We start from the raw sequence: 21,481 nt of genomic DNA, 5'->3' as shown, positions 1-21,481 counted from the left end.
CAACCTGTCACACTAATGCGAACCGTTATCAACATTATTATCATCCAGCCACGGACGGCTTCAGGGAGTGTCGGATTCATGCCGGGGCAACATTCGCAAAGCCGTAATCGTTTTACACCTTGCCTGTTGGCGATGGGCATCTGGGCAGCAGCGACACAGCCCGCCTTTTCCGCAGACGCGCAGCCGCCTGTGACGATGGAACTGGGCGCAACGGAAATCAGCAGTGACCAACTCGGTTCGACCACCGAGGGCAGCCGGTCTTACACCACTGGCGCCATGCAGACAGCCACAAAATTGCCGCTTACCATGCGTGAAACCCCTCAGGCCGTTACTGTCGTCACCCGTCAGCGCATGGACGATCAGGCCATGACCAGCATCAACGATGTGGTCAGGTACACGCCCGGTCTATTTCTCGACCAGTCCAGCGGGCCTGGCCGTCAAACCTATACATCACGCGGCTTTGATATCGACAACATCATGTACGACGGCCTGCCCGCCTCGTACTCGGGTTACACGGCCGGCGTGCAGCCCAACCTGGCCATGTTTGACCATGTCGAAGTGATCAGAGGCGCTACCGGTCTGACGACAGGCTCAGGCAATCCTTCGGCAGCGATCAACATGGTGCGCAAGCGCCCTACCGCCGATCCGCAGGTAAGCCTCACCGGCACCGTCGGCAGCTGGGACGATTACCGTGGCGTATTCGATGCCTCTGGCCCTCTGAACGACAGCCGCACTGTGCGCGGCCGGATAGTCGGCTCCTACCAGGATGCGAACAGCTTCCGTGACAAGGAAAAAAGCGATCACGGCGTTTTCTATGGCGTGCTCGAAGCCGACCTGAGCGATGCAACGACAGCGACCTTCGGCTTGTCTCGTCAGGAAGATCAAACCAACTTTTTCTGGGGCGGCCTGCCGCTTGGCAGCGATGGCCACCATCTGAACCTGTCCCGCTCGACCTACCCCGGTACGGACTGGGAAAACAAGAAGATCCAGATCGACACTGTGTTCGGTGAACTTGAACATCGCTTCGACAACGACTGGAAACTGCGCGTTGCGGGCTCGAGTTCTACTCTGGACGGCGTGTTCTCGGGCACCTACCTCTCGCGCTACAACGGCCCGCTGGAGACCACGGCCTATCAGTCGAAGCCGGATGAAAAGCAGGCAGCACTCGATGTCTATGCCAGTGGACCGGTCGAAGCGTTTGGCCGCACCCACGAAGTAGTGATCGGCAGCAGCAGGCGCGTCTACGACAAGACCAGCAAGGAATACAGCCCCTACGACACCGGGCTGCCTATCGGCGCGCCAAAACCGAACTTTGTGCGGGACGGTAAAACCCACAATATTGCTACCCAGGACGCCATCTACCTCACCACGCGCCTGAGCCTGGCCGACCCGCTGACTCTGATTCTCGGTGGTCGTCTGGACTGGTACGACTACGACGACCGTTCAGGCGACGAGGACTTCAAGGTCACCCGCAACCTGACGCGTTATGCGGGCCTGATCTACAAGCTGGATGACCATTACTCCCTGTACGCCAGCTACACCGATATCTTCAACCCGCAGAACTATCAGGACCTGTCCGGCAAAGTGCTCGACCCGGTGGTGGGCAAGAACTATGAAGTCGGTATCAAAGGCGAGTATTTCAACGGCGCTCTCAACGCCAGCCTGGCGGTGTTCCAGATCGATCAGGAAAACCTCAAGACCGAAGCGCCGACTCAGGCAGGCTGTGCAGTGCTCACGTGCTACGACGCAGCCGGGCTGGTGCGCAGTCAGGGTATCGACCTGGAGCTGCAGGGCGCGCTGACCGAGAACTGGCAAGTCGGCGCGGGGTACACCTACGCCCGCACCCACTACCTAAAGGATTTCGATCCGGCGAAAGAGAATCAGCGCTTCGACACCGATACGCCCGAGCACCTGTTCAAGTTCTCGACGGTCTACCGCCTGCAGGGCGCACTGGAAAAAATGCGTGTCGGCGGCAACGTCTACTGGCAGAGCCGCATGTACAACGACATTGCCCTCACCGACGGCAGCTATCGGCTGGAACAAGGCAGTTACGCGGTGGCGGACTTGATGGCAGGCTATCAGGTCAACAAACACCTGGACCTGCAGTTGAATGCCAACAATATCTTCGACCGTACCTACTACACCGCGATTGGCGCCAGTTCGGTATGGGGCTCTACCGACGTCTACGGCAACCCGCGCAGCTATGCACTGACAGCCAAATACAGTTTCTGACCAACGAGCACGTCGCTACCGGGCAAGCTCGGTAGCGACGCAAATATCGCACGGCCCTACCACCCAAATGCTTTCGCCATACCGCCCAACCCTTTGGACGTCAGATCCAGCGCTCTGGAATCAAGGTGCCGGCTTACCCAGCCCCGCTTGAGCATCAGCTCCAGCAAAGCTGCGCCCAATGCACCGCCGATGTGCGGGGAACGCTCGCTCCAGTCCAGGCAGGCGTAGGCAAGACGCCTTCGCTGAACAAGCATTGCTTCGACGTCAATGCCCAACGCGTTCAACGATCCGATACCTTTCCCACTGACCTGATAATCCTTGCCCTGCTCGATCAGCCAACCCGCCTTGAGCAAGGCGTCGTGCAGCCTGACGGCAATTTCGCCGGCGCAATGGTCGTAACAGGTCCGGGCCTGCCTTAACGCAGAAGGCGTGTTGGGCTGGAATGGCGCAGCACTGTGCTGAGTCAGCGCCAGCAAGGCTTCCAGCGCTCGCGCCACCTGCGCATTGGCCAGTCGATAGTAACGATGTCGCCCCTGCACCAGCATTTCCACCAGACCCTGCTCGCGCAAACGAACAAAGTGGCCGCTGGCGCTTGATGCGCCAATATCGGCAAGCGCCGCCAGCTCGGTCGCCGTCCGTGCGTGCCCGTCCAATAACGCACAGAGCATTCGGGACCTGGCCGGATCGGCAATGGCACCCGCAACTGCTGCCAGCGAAAGATCGGCCGTTTCGACTTCCATAGTTCAGCCCTCTCCGAAGTGCTCTCGTAGGCAGTCATCATACTGATGCCAAACCACTTGGAGGGATTCACCAAATGCATAAATCGAGTTTTTTTGGCAGAAAAGTCGTCGCGGCAACGTTTGTGATGGCTGTTTTTGGCTGGGGCATCGGCTTCTACGGTCCACCGATATTCATGTACGCCGTAATTCAAAAAACCGGCTGGTCGGCTGCCCTTTGCTCGGCGGCGGTCACTGTGCATTTTCTGGCGGGGACCCTGGTAGTCATCAACCTGCCCGCACTCTACAAACGCGTCGGTTTTCCCTGGACCACTGTGTCAGGTTCAGGAATTCTTGCTGTCGGCACTTTCGGATGGACGATTGCCACGCAGCCCTATCAATTGTTTCTTGCCGCGGTCCTCAGCGGGTTCGGTTGGGTGACGATGGGCGCTGCAGCGGTCAATACAGCCATCTCGCCCTGGTTTGTCAGCAAGCGTCCCGGAGCGATGGCAATGGCTTACAACGGCGCGAGCATTGGCGGCGTGATCTTTTCGTCGGGCTGGTTGTACCTGATCGGCCGGTTCGGGTTCAGCCTCGCTGCAATCGTGGTAGGCGTGGTTTCCATCGCCATCATTGCCCTCCTCGCTTTGACCGTGTTCAGGTTCAGGCCTGAACATCTGGGTCAGCAACCCGATGGTATTCACCACCCAGCAGATGATTTGGCTCAACCACAAGACGCAACGCCCATAACGCTGCGAGGTAACCGGCAGTTCATCACGCTGGCCGCTGCCATGTCGCTAGGGCTTTTTGCACAGATCGGCTTGATCAGCCAGCTATTCATGCTGCTGGTAGATCACGTCGCTGAACAGCGTGCAGGACTGGCAATGGGCATCGCCACTGTCAGCGCCATCGCTGGAAGGTTGCTGTCAGCCAGACTGATGCAGACAAGCCTCAACCGCCGCAATGTGGCCTGCCTGAGTTATGGCTGTCAGTTGCTGGGCTGCATGGTATTGATGCTCATCAATATCGATGCTGCCTGGCTATGGGTCGGGATGGTTCTTTTTGGCTTGGGCATCGGCAATGCGACGTCCTTGCCGCCGCTGATTGCCCAAGCCGAATTTCCCCGCCAGCAAGTAACGCGGGTGGTGACGTTGATTGTTGCCATTGCACAAGGCTGTTATGCATTTGCACCGGTATTTTTTGGCAGCGTTCAAGCGCTTTACGATGGACCCCGCAATGAGCTGTTGACCTTGACCCTGGCTTTGGCTGCAAGTATTCAAGCGCTGGCGATGATGGCACTTAGCAATGACACCTGTGAATTTAAAAAGTTGCAAAACACCAAAAACAGAGCGATCACTCTGCTTTCGAAAAAGAGTAATTATTCTTCATAAACAACAATAAATCATATTTTATTGCTTAAATATTCTAATTAATAACGATAAAAACCATAAAAAGTCAGATTTTAAATACAAGAAAAACAATACTTTAGATTATTTAAAAACGCACTCGTGTATTTTTATCGACGGTGCTTCTTGATCAATCAAAACTTTTGAAACTGCCTGCCAGCGGCGTTGGACTGCTGGCAGATGTGCTCCCTTGCCTTACGCCTCTATTTGGAGATTCTCCCGATGGCCAGACACTTGCTGCCTGCTGCTGCCGCTTTACTGACCTGCCTAGCCGCGCTTTCAGTCTCAGCCGCTGACACGGAAAACCCGCTGCCTCAAACCTCCAGCGAACGCCGCGTTGCGGTTGATGCCAAGCGCCAACACATCACCGGCGCCGACCTTGCTGCACAAAAAACATCCGGCGGAGCGCAAACGATTGTCGACGCGCCGATCGACACCACAGACGCGCCTGCTGGCGATGAAAAACATTGAGCCGGCCGATGACACACAACACCTCCCCAAGGCATTACGTAAGGAATAGCTCCGTGTCCATTATCAAACAAGGCCTTGGCCTGAGCCTGTTGGCGCTCGGTATCGCCCAGGCAGGCAGCGCTTTTGCTGTTACGCCGATGACTGGCAATGAAGTCGAGGCGCGAGTAGGCGCCATGCTCGACAACATGACTCAGTCGGAGAAGATCAACTTCTCGCGCGTCGACGACGGGCGAATGATCCCCAAACTCGATAAATTCAATCTCCAGGGCACAGTCGCCTACGACTCGGCGATGGGCGTGCTGGTCGGCGGCAAGACGTTCGGCGCGCAGTACCCTTCCCCGTCCGCGCTCGCAGCCACCTGGAGCATCAACCGGGCCAAGGAATTCGGTCTGGCTATCGGCTATGAAACGCGCATCGCGGGCGGTCAGCAGATGCTTTCGCCCGCCATCAACCTGTACCGGACGCCTTTCAACGGCCGGGCAGCCGAGTACATGAGTGGTGAGGACCCATTCCTCGGCGCGGTATTGGCGCCGGCGGTCACCAACGGTATTCAGGTTCAAGGCGTACAAGCAGCGGCCAAGCATTACCTGATGAACGAGCAGGAAGCGAATCGTCACTATCTGGATGTGAAGATCGACGAGCGCGCGATGCAGGAATTGTATCTGCCCGGCTTCGAATCGTTGGTCAAGAACGCCAACATCGCTTCGATCATGTGCGGTTACAACAAGATCAACGGCGAATACGCATGTGAAAACCATCACCTCATCACAGACATTCTGAAAGGCCAATGGGGCTTTCAAGGCAACGTCATGAGCGACTTCAACTCGGTTCAGGACGCCTTCAAGGGTGCCTGGGCAGGGACCGATATCGACATGCCGAGCGGGCTTCAGTTTACCGAGGCCAAGCTGCTGCCTTATGTCTGGAACGGCCAGTTGCACCAAAATGTGATCGACGACAAGGTCCGTAGAAACCTGCGTGCGCTGGTGAGCTACGGCTTTGACAAAGGCATCAACAAGGCGCAGCCACTCGAGCATCGTGAATACGGCCAGTTGGCTGCACTGAACGTCGCGCGGGAAGCTATCGTGCTGCTGCGCAATGAACCCGTAGACGGGCAAAAGCCTCTGCTGCCGCTGCCTCGGAACGCCAAAATTGCCGTGATTGGTGATATGGCCGTGCAGCCTCCAACGGCACCTTTTGGTACCGCGTACTCGGCACCGGCCAGCTACGTCACTGAATTAAGCGGGCTGAAGCAACTGGCATCGAATGCATCGAATGTCGATTATCTGCCGCAGATGAGCCTGAATCCGAAGTCGTCCGTTTGGTATCAGCCAGGCACAGAAAAACAGCCGATCAGCAACGCAGGCGTGAAAGCCGAGTATTACTCCAACACTTCGCTGTCGGGCGATCCGGTGGCGACCCGTGTAGAGCCCGGCGTCAACCTGGACTGGATCACCAACACCAACCTCACTGATAACGGTGCCGGCACGGTCAGCGGCTACACCCCTTCGGCAGGTTCGTTCTCCGCCCGTTTCACCGGCAAGATCAAGCCGACGATCACTGGCGCCCATGTGTTCAAGGTCCGCGCCGACGGTGCCTACAAGCTCTGGGTCAACGACCAGTTGGTGCTGGAAGACGAAGGCTCGCAAGTCTCGTTTGACCTGATCCCGGTGGTTCCGCGCACCGTCAAGGTACCGGACCTCAAAGCCGGCACCGAGTACAACGTGCGTCTGGAATATCGCCGCATGAAGGGCAACTTCACTCCGGTTCTAGGTGGCATGAACGGTGTGCAGATGAGCTGGGCGTCGTTGCGTCCACCGAAGAATCTGGCCGACTACGATGCTGTTGTGGTCGCGGCTGGCAGCAACTTCGAATACGAAGGCGAATCTCTCGATCACCCGTTCGAACTGCCGCAGTTCCAGTCCGAGCTGATCGGTTTCATTCAGAAAGCCAACCCCAAGACCATCGTTGTCATGCATGGCGGTGGCGGTATGGACATGCAGCCGTGGGCCAACAAGGTAGCAGCCTCTCTGCATGCCTGGTTCCCGGGCCAGCAAGGCGGTCAGGCGCTGGCCGAGATTCTGTACGGCCAGGTCAACCCGTCGGGCAAACTGCCTATCACGCTTGACAAGAAAGCGCAGGACAACCCGAGCTACGCGTCGTTTTCGAACCCGGTGCCGTACTATTTCAGCAGCCCTAACCCGCCCACTGAGATGACCTACAGCGAAGGTCTGTACCTGGGCTACCGCGGTTACGACAAGAAACACACCAAGCCGCTGTACCCGTTCGGCTTCGGGCTTTCCTACACCACTTACGCGTACAGCGATCTGAAGCTGTCGAGCAATGTGCTGGCTCCCGGCGCAACGATTCAAGCCAGCTTCACCGTCACCAACACAGGCGACAAGGCCGGTTTTGAAGTGGCTCAGCTGTACGTCCAGCCTTCCAAGCCTCAGGTTGATCGCCCGGAGAAAGAACTGAAGGGCTTTACCAAGGTTTACCTGAAGCCTGGCGAAAGCAAGACAGTCACGATAGCGCTGGATTCACGCTCATTCGCTTACTACTCGCCGGACTCGGTGAGCTGGAACGTTGACCCTGGCAAATTCAAGGTCCTCGTCGGGAAGGATTCGGAAAACCTGGCGCTTGATCGCACCGTGGTTGCGCTCTATCCGGAACGCTTGACCACCCGCGATTCCAACCCTCTGCCAATCCCGCTGCGCAACGCAGTGCAGGTCAAGCCGGAACAGGCTTACTAGGTAGCAGCAATCGGTGGTCGAGAGACCACCGATTGCACTTTCACGTACACCCCCGCCGTTCAACGCCCCGCCAGATCCCCAGCCAACCGCTCCAGAAACCTTGCAAACGCCTGTTCTATTTGAACGTCACCCGGCGACCTGAGCCATTGAATCTGCATACCGTCCATCATCGAAGCGATCTCGAGGCTGATCTGCTTCACATCGACGTCTGGCCGAATGTCACCTGCCTCAACCAGCGAACTCAGTTGAACCTGAAGATGATGATGAATGATCCCGGAACGTTCGCTGAACCAGCGGTGTGCCGGATGAGTGACCGAAAGACTTTCCGTGTTGATGATCATCAACGCCTGGCTGACAGCCACATCTTCGATACTGAAACTCATGACATGCTTCAGAAATGACATGAAGCCTTGCAGAGAACCGTCCTGATGGGCGTCTTGCAATCGGGAGGCAACATACTGGTCTCGATGTTCAAGAACCGCCTGCAACAGGGCAAGCTTGTTCGGGAAGTGGTGCAGCAAACCGACTTGAGAGAGACCGGCAACCTTGGCGATATTCGTCAACGAGGCGCCAGCGTATCCATCGCGAGCAAAAATGATCATCGCCGCCTGAATGATCTCGCCCTTGCGCATCTCGCCTTTGGGAAGTCGGCGGCGCCCGGCGGTCTTGGTTGCAGCGGATTCGCCGGATTTCACAGGCATGGGGATAGCACTTTTCGCATCACGGTCTCCGCTCCTTCTTGCCCGTCATCCGAATTGAAATACTGGATCACTGACAGCCCAAGATGCTCTGCCGCACCTATTTAAAAGCGAAATCCTAGCACGCAGCCAGAAGGAAATCGGAAAATACCTGCTGACGGCCTCATGATTGCAGTCAAGCGATCCAGGCCCGGTCACGCATAACGTCGGCCGCCCTAAAGAAACATTTTCGCAGGCCGATGCTTTCAGGGTTTGAATACGTTTCAATGCTTGGCGAATGCAACGAGCTCCGGTCAATCCGAATAACTTTTCCGGATTGCCATAGCTGAATACTGTTGCGCTATATTGCGATCGCCATAAAAACGCAGATGCCGATATTTTTTGATTCCATTGCGCAACGCAGGCCGCGGAGACTCTCGAGGGCGCTGCCAAACAAGTCTTTATGTGAGCCGGAGGCACCCTGAAAGAACTGACAAGAGAAGAGCTGGAGGCGCAGGTGCTGCACCTGCGCAGTTTGCTTGAACAAGCCCGGATAGAACCCGAGCCGAGTGACGCTCCAGCCGCGGTGACCAGCCGTGAAGCACGCCAGCGCGCCGTTTTTGTCAGTGCGATGGACTTTGCCATGATTCTGACCGACACGGACGGGGTCATTACTGACTGGAACCCGGGTGCCGAGCAGGTACTCGGCTGGACTGCCGAGGAAATGTCGGGACAGAGTGCCGAGCGTTTTTTTACGCCCCAGGATCGGGCCAGCGGTCAGATCGATTATGAAATGCACCTCGCCCTGCGTCAGGGTCGGGCCTCCGACGAGCGTTGGCACGTGCGCAAGGATGGCCAGTTGTTCTGGGCGTCAGGCGAGATGATGCCGTTGCGCGGAGCCAAAGGCGCTCACATCGGTTTTGTGAAAATTCTGCGCGACCGTACCGACGAGCACCTGGCGGGCCGAGCGATTGAAGAAGCTCAGGAGCGTTACCGATTAGCCGCCAAGGCAACCAACGATGCCATTTGGGACTGGGACCTGAAAGCCGATTACATTCTCTGGAATGACGCGCTGGAACAGGCTTATGGCCATCCACTTGCTACGCTGGACACCTCGAGTGACTGGTGGATCGCCCAGATCCACCCGGATGACCGTGCGCGTATCTACGCGTCCATCCATGCAGTGATTGACGGCAATGGCACCGCCTGGACTGATGAATACCGTTTTCGTCGCCTGGACGGGTCCTATGCCGATATCCTCGACCGTGGTCATGTGATCCGCGACGCAGAAGGCAGCGCTGCACGCATGATCGGCGCGATGCTAGACATGTCCCAGATGCGCAAAGCCGAGATGGCGTTGCGTCGCAGCGAAGAACGCTCAAGAACCATGCTGGAAACCATCGAAGCCGCTTTTGCCATCATCGAAGTCAGGTTCGATGCCGACGACAGCCCGGTGGACTATCGCTTCATTGAGGCCAACCCTGCCTTTGAACGCCAGGCGGGTGTGGACCTGCGTGGGAAATGGGTGACCGAGTTCGCTCCGGACCTGGAGCGTTTCTGGTTCGAAGCCTATGGTCACGTCGCGAAAACCGGAGAGCCCGCCAGCTTCGAGAACTATGCCAAGGCCTTTGAACGCTGGTTTGAAGTAAAGGCTGTGCGTGTCGGTGAACCAGCTGATCGGCAAATCGCAGTCATGTTCAGTGACGTGACCGCACGCCGGGATGCCGAGGAGCGTCTGCGCACCAGCGAAGCAATCTCGCGCGAAAACGTCGAGCGTGTTCAGCTCGCGCTGGCCGCTGGAGCGATCATCGGCACCTGGCACTGGGACCTGCTCTCCGACCGTTTCGCGGTTGACGAAGCCTTCTCCAGGGCCTTTGGCCTTGAGCCAGCCCTGGGCCATGAAGGCCTGAGCCTGGAACAGGTCATTGCCACTGTTCACCCCGAAGACCGGCCAGGTCTGATCGAAGCAATCAACGCGGTCATTACTGAAGGGAGTCTTTACGCGCATCAGTACCGGGTTCGCCGTGCCGACGGCATCTACTACTGGATCGAGGCAAATGGCCGTGTCGACCGTGCCGAGGACGGCACGCCATTGAGTTTCCCTGGTGTTCTCATCAACGTCGATGAACGACGCACCGTCGCTGCAGAACGCGACCGTGCTACAGCAGCGCTGCGTTCACTCAACGACACCCTTGAACAGCGTGTCGCGGCGCGTACCACCGAACTCATGCAAGCTGAAGAAAAACTGCGTCAGTCGCAGAAAATGGAAGCCGTGGGGCAACTGACCGGCGGTCTGGCCCATGACTTCAATAATTTGCTGGCAGGCATTTCCGGCGCACTGGAATTGATGAGTACCCGGATCGAGCAAGGGCGCTGGAGCGATGTCGACAAATACATTGTCACCGCACAGGGTGCGGCAAAACGGGCGGCTGCCCTGACGCACCGGCTTCTTGCCTTCTCGCGACGCCAGACGCTGGACCCGCAACCTACCGATGTGAACCGGCTGATGAAGGGCATGACCGATCTGATCCAGCGCACGGTCGGTCCGAGCATTTTGGTCGAAACCATCGGCACGCCTGGGCTATGGCCAACATTGGTGGATGCCAGCCAACTCGAAAATGCGCTGCTGAACCTGTGCATCAATGCCCGTGATGCGATGCCGGATGGCGGGCGCATCACCATCGATGCTAGCAACCGCTGGGTGGAAGATGGCGCAACGCAGGTACACGACCTGCCTGAAGGGCAGTATCTGTCGTTGTGTGTCACCGATACCGGCACCGGCATGACCCCGGAGGTCATGGCCAAGGCATTCGACCCTTTCTTCACCACCAAGCCGATCGGTCAGGGCACGGGCCTTGGCCTGTCGATGATCTACGGGTTCGCCAATCAGTCCGGCGGTCAGGTGCGCATTCAGTCAGAAGTCGGCAAGGGAACCTCGATATTCATTTACCTGCCTCGTTACGACGGTGCTGCGGTCAGGGACGAGAGCGATGCACTCATCCCACCCGTCGAGTTCACGCAGTCCGGAGAAACGATTCTGATCGTGGATGATGAGCCGACCGTGCGCATGCTGCTTACCGACTCCCTCGGTGATCTCGGCTATACGCTGATCGAGGCAGCGGACAGCCTGGCCGGCCTTAAACTGCTGCGTTCGGACGTGCATATCGATCTGCTCATCACCGACGTGGGCCTGCCGGGAGGCATGAACGGGCGGCAGATGGCCGACGCCGGGCGAGAAGTTCGTCCACAGCTAAAAACCCTGTTCATCACCGGCTACGCAGAAAATGCGGCCATCGGTGATGAGCAACTCGGGCCGGGAATGCGGGTGCTGACCAAGCCGTTCGCCATCGATGCGCTGACCTCTCGTGTTCAGGAACTGATGAACGCCTGATTCGGTCAGGCGCTCACGCATGAGCGGTGCGAGCGCTGGCCGGACGGCGAGAAGACCCGCCTGAATCTGCCCGCGATGCACTGCATCGCGCCAATATTGAGCGCTGCGCAAACCCGGTGCTACCATGCGCGACCGCCATGCAGGCAAGGGAATAACCGGGTCATGAGCAGCATTCGCGAGCGCAACAAAGAACTTATCCTGCGCGCTGCCAGCGAGGAATTCGCCGACAAGGGCTTCGCCGCCAGCAAGACCAGCGATATCGCAGCCAGGGCCGGCGTTCCAAAACCGAATGTCTACTACTACTTCAAATCCAAGGACAACCTTTACCGCGAGGTATTGGAAAGCATCATCGCGCCCATTCTGCAAGCGTCGACGCCGTTCAACCCCGAGGGTGTTCCGGCCGAAGTGCTCAGCCGCTACATACGTTCGAAAATCCAGATTTCCCGGGACCTGCCCTTCGCTTCGAAAGTATTTGCCAGCGAAATCATGCACGGCGCCCCACATCTGACGCCGGAGCAGATCGAACAGCTCAACGGCCAGGCCCGGCATAACATCGAATGTATTCAGGCATGGATAGACCGCGGGCAGATTGCAGCGCTGGACCCTCACCACTTGATGTTTACCATCTGGGCTGCAACCCAGACATACGCCGATTTTGACTGGCAGATCGCAATGGTCACCGGCAAAACGAAACTGCAAGACGCTGATTACGAGGCCGCCACGCAGACCATTCTCAGGCTGGTGCTAAAAGGATGTGAGCCGGATCGCTGACCTGATACTCGTGCCACCGCTGATCGTTCACATCTGACTGACTATCGTGCCAATGCGCGTTGGCATGCACTTCGTGACGCTACGCGTCAAAAAGTCTGCGCCGCACCGCACAATCAAGGCCGGAAGCCGAGCAGCGACTTTCGTGCAGACACAAAAAACCCGCCGAAGCGGGTGGTTTTGCAACATGACCATTCCGACATCCTGTCAGTAGCCTCCTGGCAATGGTCGATCTTCCCTGATCACTGCGGCGTTCCTTCGCTGCAGCTGTTGAATTGGATCCTACATGGACCCGATGTCAGTCGATAGAGCCAATGGCGTCTCTTGATGTAAGCCTTTCGCCATATCTGCTTGCATTCGAGAAAAATGTGACTGACGTCTCATGTTTACCGGGCAGGCGCCGAGATGCTTGAAAGGCTCGGCTTTCGGGCTTTGCGTTACTCAGCTCGCAACAAGAAAAATAATCTTAGGGATGAAGATCATGAATATGCGCAGTGTGTCCATCAGCCGCCGCTTGTGGCTGATCCTTGTGGTTTCTGTGCTGATGTTTCTGATTCTCGCAGCCACCCTGCTCAAACAGACACATGATGACCTGTACCGCGCGAAGGCTGAAAAAACCATGCACGTGGTGCAGACAGCGAGCGGCATACTCGGTTACTACCAGGGCCTTGAAGCGGCTGGCAGCCTGACGCGTGAGGCTGCACAGCAGCAGGCGCTGAAACAGATCAAAGGGCTGCGCTACAGCCAGAGCGACTATTTCTGGATCAATGATCTGCAGCCCGTGATGATCATGCACCCCACCAACCCCAAGCTCGATGGGCAAAACCTTTCGGCCATCCGGGACCCGGATGGCTTTGCGGTGTTCAATGAAATGGTCACCCTGGTCAAAAGCCAGGGCGCCGGCATGGTCAACTATCGCTGGCCGAAACCGGGCGCCAGCGAACCGGTGAAAAAGACCTCTTATGTGCAACTGTTCCAGCCGTGGGGCTGGATTCTCGGCTCCGGCGTTTACGTGGACGACGTAGCCGCCGAGTTCGAGGCCCAGCTGCTGAGCACCGGACTATTCATTGCAGGTATCGTGCTGGTCATGGTGCTGCTGCTGACCCTGATCGTACGCAGCATCGTTCGTCCGCTGAAAGCCGCTGTGGGCGCCATGGCCGATATTGCCAGCGGTGAAAGCGACCTGACCCGCACCTTGGAAACCCACGGCAAGGACGAGATCACCGAACTGGGTACGCACTTCAACGCTTTCGTCGCCAAACTGCGTAACGTTGTAAGCCTGCTGCAGAACTCTTCGATGGCTCTGGGCAAGGCTGCCAGCGAGTCGGGCAGCAATGCCGAGCAGGCGCAGAACCGCAGCCTGCAGCAATCGCAGCAGATGGACCTGGTAGCAACTGCTGTCAATGAAGTGACCTATGGCGTCCAGGACGTTGCCAAAAACGCCGAGCATGCGGCCAGCGAAATGCGCGACGCCGAATCGCGGGCGCAGCAGGGGCAGATCAACATCGACAACAGCCTGCGTCAGATCGAGCACCTCTCCGGCACTATCGGTCAGGCCGTTGACGTGATGCACAACCTGTCGAGCGAAAGCACAAAGATCGGCAGCGTACTGGAGGTGATCAGTTCGATTGCCGATCAGACCAACCTGCTTGCGCTGAACGCTGCCATCGAAGCAGCACGCGCAGGTGAACAGGGCCGCGGCTTTGCCGTGGTAGCCGATGAGGTGCGCCTGCTGGCCCAGCGCACGCAGAAATCCACCGCAGAAATCCAGGCCATAATCGAACGCCTGCAAACGTATTCCGATGCCGCCGTCAAGGTGATCGGCGATAGCAGTCGCTCCTCGCAACTGACCATCGAACAGGCCAATCAGGCCGGTCAGAGCCTGACCTCCATAAGCCAGGCCCTGCGCAGCCTAAACAGCCTGAATGCGTCCATCGCCAGTGCCACATTGCAGCAAACGCACGTGGTGGACGACATCAACCAAAACGTCACGCAGGCGGCGCAGCTATCCCAGAGCACTGCAATGGCTGCCGAGCAGTCCACCTCGGCCAGCCAGCATCTGCGAGAGTTGAGTGAAGAATTGAGCGCGCTGCTGAAACAGTTCAAGGTTTAAATCTTCATCAGGCGGTGGCGCACGGAACCTCATGCGTGATGTGTTGCCTGAGACCTGCTTACTTTACAGCTCACTTATAGCGGGGGTCACATGCGCACACTGGAATTGGCAGGCAGTACCGTACCAGTGCTGGGTCAGGGCACTTGGCACATGGGTGAAAAAGGCCATCTGCGCTCGGCAGAAATAGCCGGGCTGTGCCTGGGCATCGAACAGGGCCTGACCCTGATCGACACTGCCGAGATGTATGCCGATGGCGCGGCGGAAGAAATCGTCGGGCAAGCCATTGCCGGACAGCGCGACAAGGTTTTCGTGGTCAGCAAGGTGTACCCGCACAATGCCAGCCGCAGCGGCATTCCGGCCGCGTGCGAAGCCAGCCTGCGCCGGATGAATACCGACTACATCGACCTTTATCTGCTGCATTGGCGGGGCCAGTACCCGCTGACCGAGACAGTCGAAGCTTTCGAGCGTCTGCGTGAAGCCGGCAAGATCGGCGCGTGGGGGGTGTCCAATTTCGATGTGCCGGACATGATCGAATTGAACAACCCGCGCTGTGCGACCAATCAGGTGCTGTACAACCCTGAGCAACGCGGCATTGAGTTTGATCTCATGCTGTGGAGTGCGGATCGTCATTTGCCGTTGATGGCGTACTGCCCGATCGGCCAGGCTGGCGACCTGCTTTATCACCCTGCCCTGCATGAAATCGCCAAACGCCATGAAGCAACTCCGGCGCAGATCTCGCTGGCATGGGTGCTTCGTCAGGAGAACCTGATTGCCATTCCCAAAGCGACCAATCCGGAGCATATCCGGCTGAACATCGCAGCCGAGCAGATCCGTTTGACGGAACGGGATTTGGCAGACATTGATCTGGCCTGGCCCGCCCCAACCCGGAAAGTGGCTCTGGCGATAGTTTGATGCCCAAGCAACAGCGGCAAAAAACCGGTCGGCTGAATGAGTGCTGAACGCGACCGGCGATGGGCTTGATAAAGAAACACTCGGCAACAAGCTGTCACAAATATGAAATAACGCCTTGTCATCATGCGGCCTTCGCCTCCCCCGCCCGGGCCAGGCCGCATGTGGACAGCCATGAACCACAGTATCGTAAACCATCAGGATTCCGACCTTTTCGGCCTGCTCTACGGCTTCCGTTTTCGCCACGGCGAAAGCGGTCAGGAGATAGACTCGGCTGCAGCGCTGGATTACCTGCAAAATCCGCCTGATGAAAACGACTTCATCTGGTTGCACCTGAACCTGTCGCATGCGGCCTGCGAGCGCTGGATGAAAACCACGCTCGACCTTCCGGAAGAGTTTTTCGAAGCCCTGCACGAAGGTTCCCGCTCGACCCGCATCGAACACGTCGACGCCACGCTGCTGGCGGTAGTCAACGACGTGGTGTTCGATTTCAACAGGCTGTCGACTGACATCTCGACTTTATGGGTGTGTGCGCGCCAGCGTTTGCTGATCACCGCACGGCTGCAACCGCTGCGCTCGGTGGACAAACTGCGTTCGGCGGTCAAGCGTGGCGAGCAATTCGATTCACCTCTGGAGCTGTTGGCTCACCTGCTCAGCGATCAGGGTGAAGTACTCACTCAGTTCCTGCGCAAGACCAGCGTCAATGTTGACCGTATCGAAGATCAGTTGCTGTCACAGCGGCTGAGTAACAACCGCTCCGAACTCGGCGCCATGCGCCGGGTGCTGGTGCGCCTGCAACGCCTGCTGGCACTCGAACCAGGCTCGCTGATGCGCCTGCTGCATCGCCCGCCGCAATGGCTGCGCGAGCAGGATGCGCAAGCTTTGCGCCAGTCCATAGAAGAATCGTCACTGGTGATCAACGACCTAACGGCGCTGGGCGAACGCATCAAGCTGCTGCAGGAAGAAATTGCTGCCAACCTCAATGAACAAAGCAGCCGAACCCTGTTTACCCTGACCGTGGTAACGGTGCTGGCGCTGCCGATCAACATCGTCGCAGGCTTCTTTGGCATGAACGTGGGCGGCGTGCCGCTGGCTTCCGACCCGGAGGGTTTCTGGATTTTGGTGGCGCTGGTGGCAACCTTTACGTTGGTCGCAGGGCGTTGGGCGTTTCGCAAACGCGGCGACTACTGAATATGCATCTCGACCCGCCGGTTGTCAGAAAACCGGCGCAAAAGCGCAATCAATTGTTACATGTCTCACCGCTGTCACATTTTGCAATGACCATGTCAATATTCTTTCAATCCAGGATTGTGAACATGGCTACAAACGCAATGTCACCCGACGCTCTCGGCAAGGCGAGCCTGTCAGTGAGTCAATTCGGTCGCAAGCCCAGCCGAATGACCATTATTCTTTTTTTCACGATACTCATCGCAGGCTTGCTGTTCACTGGCTACAGCCTCAAACAGGACGTCGACGACATGGGTACGGTGGTTACCACCTGGACCCCTTTCGTACTGTTGGGCGTAGCGTTGTTGATCGCGCTGGGGTTCGAGTTCGTCAACGGCTTTCATGACACCGCCAACGCGGTCGCGACGGTGATCTACACCCACTCCCTGCCGCCCGGCTTTGCAGTGGTCTGGTCGGGGTTCTTCAATTTTCTCGGTGTGATGGTTTCCAGCGGCGCAGTGGCATTCGGCATCATCGCCTTGCTGCCGGTAGAACTGATCCTGCAAACCGGTTCCTCGGCCGGTTTCGCCATGATATTCGCCCTGCTGATTGCTGCAATCATCTGGAACCTGGGCACATGGTGGCTGGGTTTGCCGGCATCTTCGTCGCACACCTTGATTGGCTCGATCATCGGCGTCGGTGTTGCCAACGCGCTGATGCACGGCCGTGACGGCACAAGCGGCGTGGATTGGTCCCAAGCCACTAAAATCGGTTATTCACTGCTGCTCTCGCCGCTGGTCGGGTTCGGCTGTGCTGCATTGCTGCTGATCGCCATGCGCATGTTCATCAAGAACCGTGCGCTGTACAAGGCACCGGAAGGTAACGCGCCACCACCTTTGTGGATTCGCGCGATGCTCATCGTTACCTGCACCGGCGTGTCGTTCGCGCATGGCTCCAACGACGGGCAGAAAGGCATGGGCTTGATCATGCTGATTCTGGTCGGAACCCTGCCAATGGCTTACGCGCTGAACCGCACCATGCCTGCCGAACAGGCTACCCAGTTCGCTGCAGTGGCTGAAGTAACCCAGCAGGCGTTGATCCGCAGTGTGCCTCAACCGGCCCCTGGCGATGCACGCAAGACCCTGTCGGATTACCTGGTCAGCAAGGAAGCCAGCCCGGACCTGATCCCCGCGCTGGCGGTCATGGCTGGCAAGATCGGCGATCAGGTCGCCAGTTACGGTTCGCTGTCGAAGGTGCCTGCCGAAGCCGTGACCAACGTGCGTAACGACATGTATCTGACATCGGAAACCATCCGCGTCATGGAAAAAAACCAGGTAGGCAATTTCGACGCAGAGACCAAAACCAAACTCGAAGCCTTCAAGGGGCAGATCGACAGTGCCACACGCTTCATTCCGACCTGGGTCAAGATTGTCGTGGCCATCGCCTTGGGGCTGGGCACTATGGTGGGCTGGAAGCGTATTGTCGTGACCGTCGGCGAGCGTATCGGCAAGACTCACATGACCTACGCCCAAGGCGCGTCAGCTGAGGTCGTGGCCATGTTCACCATCGGTGCGGCGGATATGTACGGCTTGCCGGTGTCCACCACACACGTGCTGTCCTCGGGCGTGGCGGGTTCGATGGTTGCCAACGGCTCGGGGCTGCAGATGCGCACCCTGCGCAACCTGGCGACCGCCTGGGTGCTAACCCTGCCAGCAGCCATTTTGCTCTCGGGCTCTCTGTACTGGGTGTTCAGCAAGCTGTTCTGACGCTCTTGGCTCTGCGCTTTTGTAAGCAAGCTCCCGCAACTGCGATTCATCAGCGATCGCCAAGCCATGAGTAACCGGCGTTTGCGGGAGCGAGCTTGCTCGCTAAATCTGTTTCCCGGCCACACCCCCCGCAACTGCTGTGCCTCAATGATCCCGAGTCTCATCCCCCTCGGCGCTGGTATCGATACTCACGACCACTGACATGCCCGGACGCAGATGCTCAAGCATCGGTTGATCGGCATCGACCACGATACGCACCGGAATGCGCTGGGAAATCTTCACGAAGTTGCCGGTCGCGTTATCGGCAGGCAGCAAGCTGAATTCCGAACCTGCGGCAGGCGAAATTCGCTGCACATGACCGTGCATTTCGCGATCGTCGAGCGCATCGACAGTAAAGCTCACTGGCTGACCGAGACGCACATGAGCCATTTGGGTCTCTTTCATGTTGGCCACGATCCAGCGCTGCTCGGGCACCAGCGCCATTAATTGCGCACCCGAGTTGACGTAGGCACCAAGACGCACGCCGATCTGCCCCAACTGCCCGTCACGCGGGGCAACAATACGGGTGTTGTCCAGATCGATGCGCGCCAGCTCGATGGCGGCTTGCGCATTGGCAACCGAGGCTTCCAGCGAGCCACGGTTGACGATCACGGTTTGCAGGTCTTCGCGGGCTATCTGCAATACCGCCTTGGCTTCTGCAACAGAGGCGTTGGCCTGGGCGTCGGCAGCGCGGGTAACGTCCAGCTCGCTTTTCGACACCGAACCATCGGTCACCAGCGCCTGATTGCGACGCAGATCGGCAGCACTCTTGCGACTCTGCGCAATGCTGTTCTGCAGCTCGGCCTGACGCTGACCGATCGTGGCTTCGGCACTGCGACGCTGTTGCAGGTTGTTGGCCAGCGAAGCCTTCTGCATCGCCAGTTGCGCAACGGCTTGCTCCAGACGCTGACGATAGATACGGTCATCAAGGCGCACCAACAGGTCGCCCGCCTTGACGAACTGAAAGTCCTGAACCGCCACTTCGTACACATAGCCGCTCAACTGTGGCCCGATCAACGTGGTCTGGCCTTTCACCTGCGCGTTCTCGGTACTTTCTATGGGGCTGCCGAACGGCGGCAATTCCCAGGCATACAACACCACCAGCACACCGACCAACGCCACAGCACCGAAAATCAATGAAGAGACGATACGCTTGCGGGCCGGGCGCGGTCGGCTGGTGATCGGGGACTTCAACGGTGCCGGGGCCGGTGACGGCGAACTGCGTGGGGCTTCGTTATCGGTGGTGGTTGATTCGGTCATGAAGGTCTAACGCCGGAAGAAGGTACGGAAGGCGAAGCGGCAGGTGCAATAGGGGCCAGCGCCAGAGGTTGGGTGGTCATTTTCAGCCACAGCATGCGCAGCGATATCCAGATCATGGTCAGCACGGCAATCAGTGCGATCAGCATGAATACATCGTTGTAGGCCAGCACATTGGCTTCTCGTGTCGCCGCAGTGGCCATCGCGCGGATGCCCTGGATGTTGCGCAATGAAGGGTCGGCGATGACCGAGCTGTAACTGGCGCTGTAGCCTAGCAGCCGCGCCTGAACCAGCGGGTCGATCAGGGTCAGATGTTCAACGATATGGCTGGAGTGAAACTTCTCGCGCACGACCTGAAAGGTCCCCAGGGCGGCAGCTCCGATCAGGCCACCGATGTTCTGGGTTATCCCGAACAGCACGGAGAAACTTACCATGTTGCGCGGGTTGGCCAGCACACCGCTGATACCCAGCACCAGCGTGGGGCCGAGAAAGAACGTGCCACCGAAGGCCAGCAGAAACTGGCTCAGGTACATGTTCGACTGACGCGTCAGGTTGGTCGAATGACTGTCCATCCAGGCGCCCATCGCCATCATCGCCAAAGAAATCAGCAACGGCTTGATCAAATGCGCGGGGTTGATCGTCAGCGCGCTGACCGCCAGCCCGGCCACACTGCCCAGCAGCATCACCAGATACAAGGTATGCAGCTGCTGACTGCCCATGTTCAATGCCTGGAGAAAACCGACAGCGCCGACGGACTGTTCGGAAAGCACAACGCGAAACAGAATGACGGCCAGGCCGAGACGCAAAATCGCACCACTGCCGAGCCATCGAGTAATCAACAGCGGATTGCAGCGGTTGTGCTCAATGGCCAGGCCCGCGCAGATCAGCGCAATCGACGCTGCAGAAGCAACGCCTACCCAGGACTCCTCCAGCCACCATTCGATCCGCCCCAGCGACAAGACCGCGCACAGCAGCGCAAAGCCGGTGGACAACAGGCCGAACGTCAGGAAATCCAGCTTCTCGAAGGCCTTGAAACGATCGCCGGGTGGCAATTTGAGCATCAGTACGCAGCCCAGCGAGAGCAGTGCCATGCCCAGTTCGAACAGGTAGAGGCCGCGCCACTGAGCAATCTGCAGCAAATCTTCGGACACCATCCTGGCCAGTGGCGTGGCCAGCTGGGCAGTGCCAATCCCTAGCACCAGCGCCTTGAGCCGCCACTTCTGCGGGAAGGCCTGAATCATGTAATACAGCCCGAGTGTGCTGAGCGCCGCGCCGACCATACCGTGTGCCGCACGCACTGCAATCGCCGAGTCGATATCGTTGACGAACAGGTGCGCCAGGGTCACTAGTGCATAAAGCACCAGAAACAACTCGGTAAACGCCCGCAGGCCAAATTGCTGGCGAAATTTCACCAACAGCAGGTTCATCGACACGTTGGTCATGATGTAGGCCGCGGGCAGCCAGGCGATGTCCTGCGACGTTGCGCCGAGGGCACCCTGCAGATAAGGCAGGTTGGCGATCACCAGCGCGTTGCCGAGGCCACCGGTCAGCGCGACGATGACGCCTACAAGCGCAAATGCCCAGCGGCGGGCATCGGAATGCAGCGGCGTCGAAGGCGAGCCCGGCATGGTCGGGCGTTCGTGGGCGGCCCAATCACGCGGAGCATACTTGTCAGTCATGGCAGAGACCGGGCATGAAACATACTTTTCATAAGCGCTACTTTTTTATGGCCGCTGCGTGAGGAATTCTTTTGTGTGACATTAACGACAGCCACAATACTCAAGAAGCCGAGCATGTTTCGTCCGGTCTGTCCCATAAC

The 21,481-nt window shown here is 58.1% G+C and carries 14 protein-coding genes and 1 pseudogene; 11 read left to right on the top strand and 4 right to left on the bottom strand.

All coding sequences use genetic code 11. The features are described from left to right. Positions 1-78: 78 nt before the first annotated feature. Entirely contained in the window at positions 79-2,232 is a 2,154-nt protein-coding gene (locus ALO43_RS06085; protein ID WP_005897221.1) for a TonB-dependent siderophore receptor, read from the top strand. A 56-nt stretch (positions 2,233-2,288) separates the two neighbouring features. Here ALO43_RS06085 and ALO43_RS06080 read toward each other — a convergent pair whose 3' ends face one another. Next, positions 2,289-2,972: an ArsR/SmtB family transcription factor gene (locus ALO43_RS06080; protein WP_005897224.1), complete on the bottom strand. Its 684-nt coding sequence runs from the start codon at positions 2,970-2,972 to the stop codon at positions 2,289-2,291. A 74-nt stretch (positions 2,973-3,046) separates the two neighbouring features. Here ALO43_RS06080 and ALO43_RS06075 point away from each other — a divergent pair, with 74 nt between their 5' ends. From ALO43_RS06075 to ALO43_RS06065, 3 genes are all read left to right on the top strand, one after another. Then, positions 3,047-4,339 carry an MFS transporter gene (locus ALO43_RS06075; protein ID WP_083492116.1) on the top strand — a complete coding sequence of 431 codons (1,293 nt, stop codon included), beginning with the start codon at positions 3,047-3,049 and terminating at the stop codon, positions 4,337-4,339. A gap of 237 nt (positions 4,340-4,576) precedes the next feature. Further along, a complete protein-coding gene (locus tag ALO43_RS06070; RefSeq protein ID WP_054997245.1) occupies positions 4,577-4,825 on the top strand; it encodes a hypothetical protein in 249 nt (82 codons plus the stop codon). Between the two features lie 8 nt (positions 4,826-4,833). After that, a complete protein-coding gene (locus ALO43_RS06065; protein ID WP_080267821.1) occupies positions 4,834-7,575 on the top strand; it encodes a beta-glucosidase in 2,742 nt (913 codons plus the stop codon). 59 nt (positions 7,576-7,634) lie between these two features. Here the strand turns inward: ALO43_RS06065 and ALO43_RS06060 are convergent, their stop codons facing one another. After that, positions 7,635-8,276: a TetR/AcrR family transcriptional regulator gene (locus ALO43_RS06060; RefSeq protein ID WP_024689812.1), complete on the bottom strand. Its 642-nt coding sequence runs from the start codon at positions 8,274-8,276 to the stop codon at positions 7,635-7,637. Between the two features lie 496 nt (positions 8,277-8,772). Between ALO43_RS06060 and ALO43_RS06055 the strand changes: the two genes are divergently transcribed. The 7 genes and pseudogenes from ALO43_RS06055 (at position 8,773) to ALO43_RS06030 (ending at position 18,366) form a co-directional block, all read left to right on the top strand. After that, a complete protein-coding gene (locus ALO43_RS06055; protein ID WP_024668867.1) occupies positions 8,773-11,643 on the top strand; it encodes a PAS domain-containing hybrid sensor histidine kinase/response regulator in 2,871 nt (956 codons plus the stop codon). Positions 11,644-11,805: 162 nt separating this feature from the next. Next, positions 11,806-12,414, top strand: coding sequence for a TetR/AcrR family transcriptional regulator (locus tag ALO43_RS06050; RefSeq protein WP_005897237.1), 609 nt, complete (start codon positions 11,806-11,808; stop codon positions 12,412-12,414). 379 nt (positions 12,415-12,793) lie between these two features. Further along, positions 12,794-13,666 (top strand): annotated as a pseudogene (locus ALO43_RS32035) (cache domain-containing protein); the annotation flags it as partial. A 42-nt stretch (positions 13,667-13,708) separates the two neighbouring features. Further along, complete coding sequence (locus tag ALO43_RS32030) at positions 13,709-14,524, top strand: methyl-accepting chemotaxis protein (RefSeq protein WP_412778912.1); 816 nt, start codon at positions 13,709-13,711, stop codon at positions 14,522-14,524. A gap of 90 nt (positions 14,525-14,614) precedes the next feature. Next, positions 14,615-15,436: an aldo/keto reductase gene (locus tag ALO43_RS06040; protein ID WP_054997244.1), complete on the top strand. Its 822-nt coding sequence runs from the start codon at positions 14,615-14,617 to the stop codon at positions 15,434-15,436. A 171-nt stretch (positions 15,437-15,607) separates the two neighbouring features. Further along, positions 15,608-16,624, top strand: coding sequence for a transporter (locus ALO43_RS06035; RefSeq protein ID WP_005897243.1), 1,017 nt, complete (start codon positions 15,608-15,610; stop codon positions 16,622-16,624). 125 nt (positions 16,625-16,749) lie between these two features. Beyond that, positions 16,750-18,366 (top strand): inorganic phosphate transporter, encoded by a 1,617-nt coding sequence (locus ALO43_RS06030; RefSeq protein ID WP_053932487.1) that lies wholly within the window; start codon positions 16,750-16,752, stop codon positions 18,364-18,366. Positions 18,367-18,510: 144 nt separating this feature from the next. Here the strand turns inward: ALO43_RS06030 and ALO43_RS06025 are convergent, their stop codons facing one another. Both ALO43_RS06025 and ALO43_RS06020 read right to left on the bottom strand, forming a co-directional pair. Beyond that, the gene (locus ALO43_RS06025; protein WP_054997243.1) at positions 18,511-19,665 is read right to left on the bottom strand and encodes an HlyD family secretion protein; all 1,155 of its coding nucleotides are present in this window, start codon (positions 19,663-19,665) and stop codon (positions 18,511-18,513) included. Further along, entirely contained in the window at positions 19,662-21,341 is a 1,680-nt protein-coding gene (locus ALO43_RS06020) for an MFS transporter (protein WP_054997242.1), read from the bottom strand. Before ALO43_RS06020 ends, ALO43_RS06025 begins: the two co-directional genes overlap by 4 nt. Between the last annotated feature and the right edge of the window lie 140 nt (positions 21,342-21,481).

The organism is Pseudomonas tremae (assembly GCF_001401155.1).
Classification (GTDB): domain Bacteria; phylum Pseudomonadota; class Gammaproteobacteria; order Pseudomonadales; family Pseudomonadaceae; genus Aquipseudomonas; species Aquipseudomonas tremae.
This window is presented reverse-complemented; position numbering and strand designations above follow the sequence as displayed.

What these genes read in the sequence shown, in the direction of transcription:
- ALO43_RS06085 (WP_005897221.1), top strand. Translation starts at nt 79, where the DNA reads ATGCCGGGGCAACATTCGCAAAGCCGTAATCGTTTTACACCTTGCCTG.
- ALO43_RS06065 (WP_080267821.1), top strand. Translation starts at nt 4,834, where the DNA reads ATGACACACAACACCTCCCCAAGGCATTACGTAAGGAATAGCTCCGTG.
- ALO43_RS06025 (WP_054997243.1), bottom strand. Translation starts at nt 19,665, where the DNA reads ATGACCGAATCAACCACCACCGATAACGAAGCCCCACGCAGTTCGCCG.
- ALO43_RS06030 (WP_053932487.1), top strand. Translation starts at nt 16,750, where the DNA reads ATGGCTACAAACGCAATGTCACCCGACGCTCTCGGCAAGGCGAGCCTG.
- ALO43_RS06075 (WP_083492116.1), top strand. Translation starts at nt 3,047, where the DNA reads ATGCATAAATCGAGTTTTTTTGGCAGAAAAGTCGTCGCGGCAACGTTT.
- ALO43_RS06040 (WP_054997244.1), top strand. Translation starts at nt 14,615, where the DNA reads ATGCGCACACTGGAATTGGCAGGCAGTACCGTACCAGTGCTGGGTCAG.
- ALO43_RS06050 (WP_005897237.1), top strand. Translation starts at nt 11,806, where the DNA reads ATGAGCAGCATTCGCGAGCGCAACAAAGAACTTATCCTGCGCGCTGCC.
- ALO43_RS06060 (WP_024689812.1), bottom strand. Translation starts at nt 8,276, where the DNA reads ATGCCTGTGAAATCCGGCGAATCCGCTGCAACCAAGACCGCCGGGCGC.
- ALO43_RS32030 (WP_412778912.1), top strand. Translation starts at nt 13,709, where the DNA reads ATGGCTCTGGGCAAGGCTGCCAGCGAGTCGGGCAGCAATGCCGAGCAG.
- ALO43_RS06070 (WP_054997245.1), top strand. Translation starts at nt 4,577, where the DNA reads ATGGCCAGACACTTGCTGCCTGCTGCTGCCGCTTTACTGACCTGCCTA.
- ALO43_RS06080 (WP_005897224.1), bottom strand. Translation starts at nt 2,972, where the DNA reads ATGGAAGTCGAAACGGCCGATCTTTCGCTGGCAGCAGTTGCGGGTGCC.
- ALO43_RS06035 (WP_005897243.1), top strand. Translation starts at nt 15,608, where the DNA reads ATGAACCACAGTATCGTAAACCATCAGGATTCCGACCTTTTCGGCCTG.
- ALO43_RS06020 (WP_054997242.1), bottom strand. Translation starts at nt 21,341, where the DNA reads ATGACTGACAAGTATGCTCCGCGTGATTGGGCCGCCCACGAACGCCCG.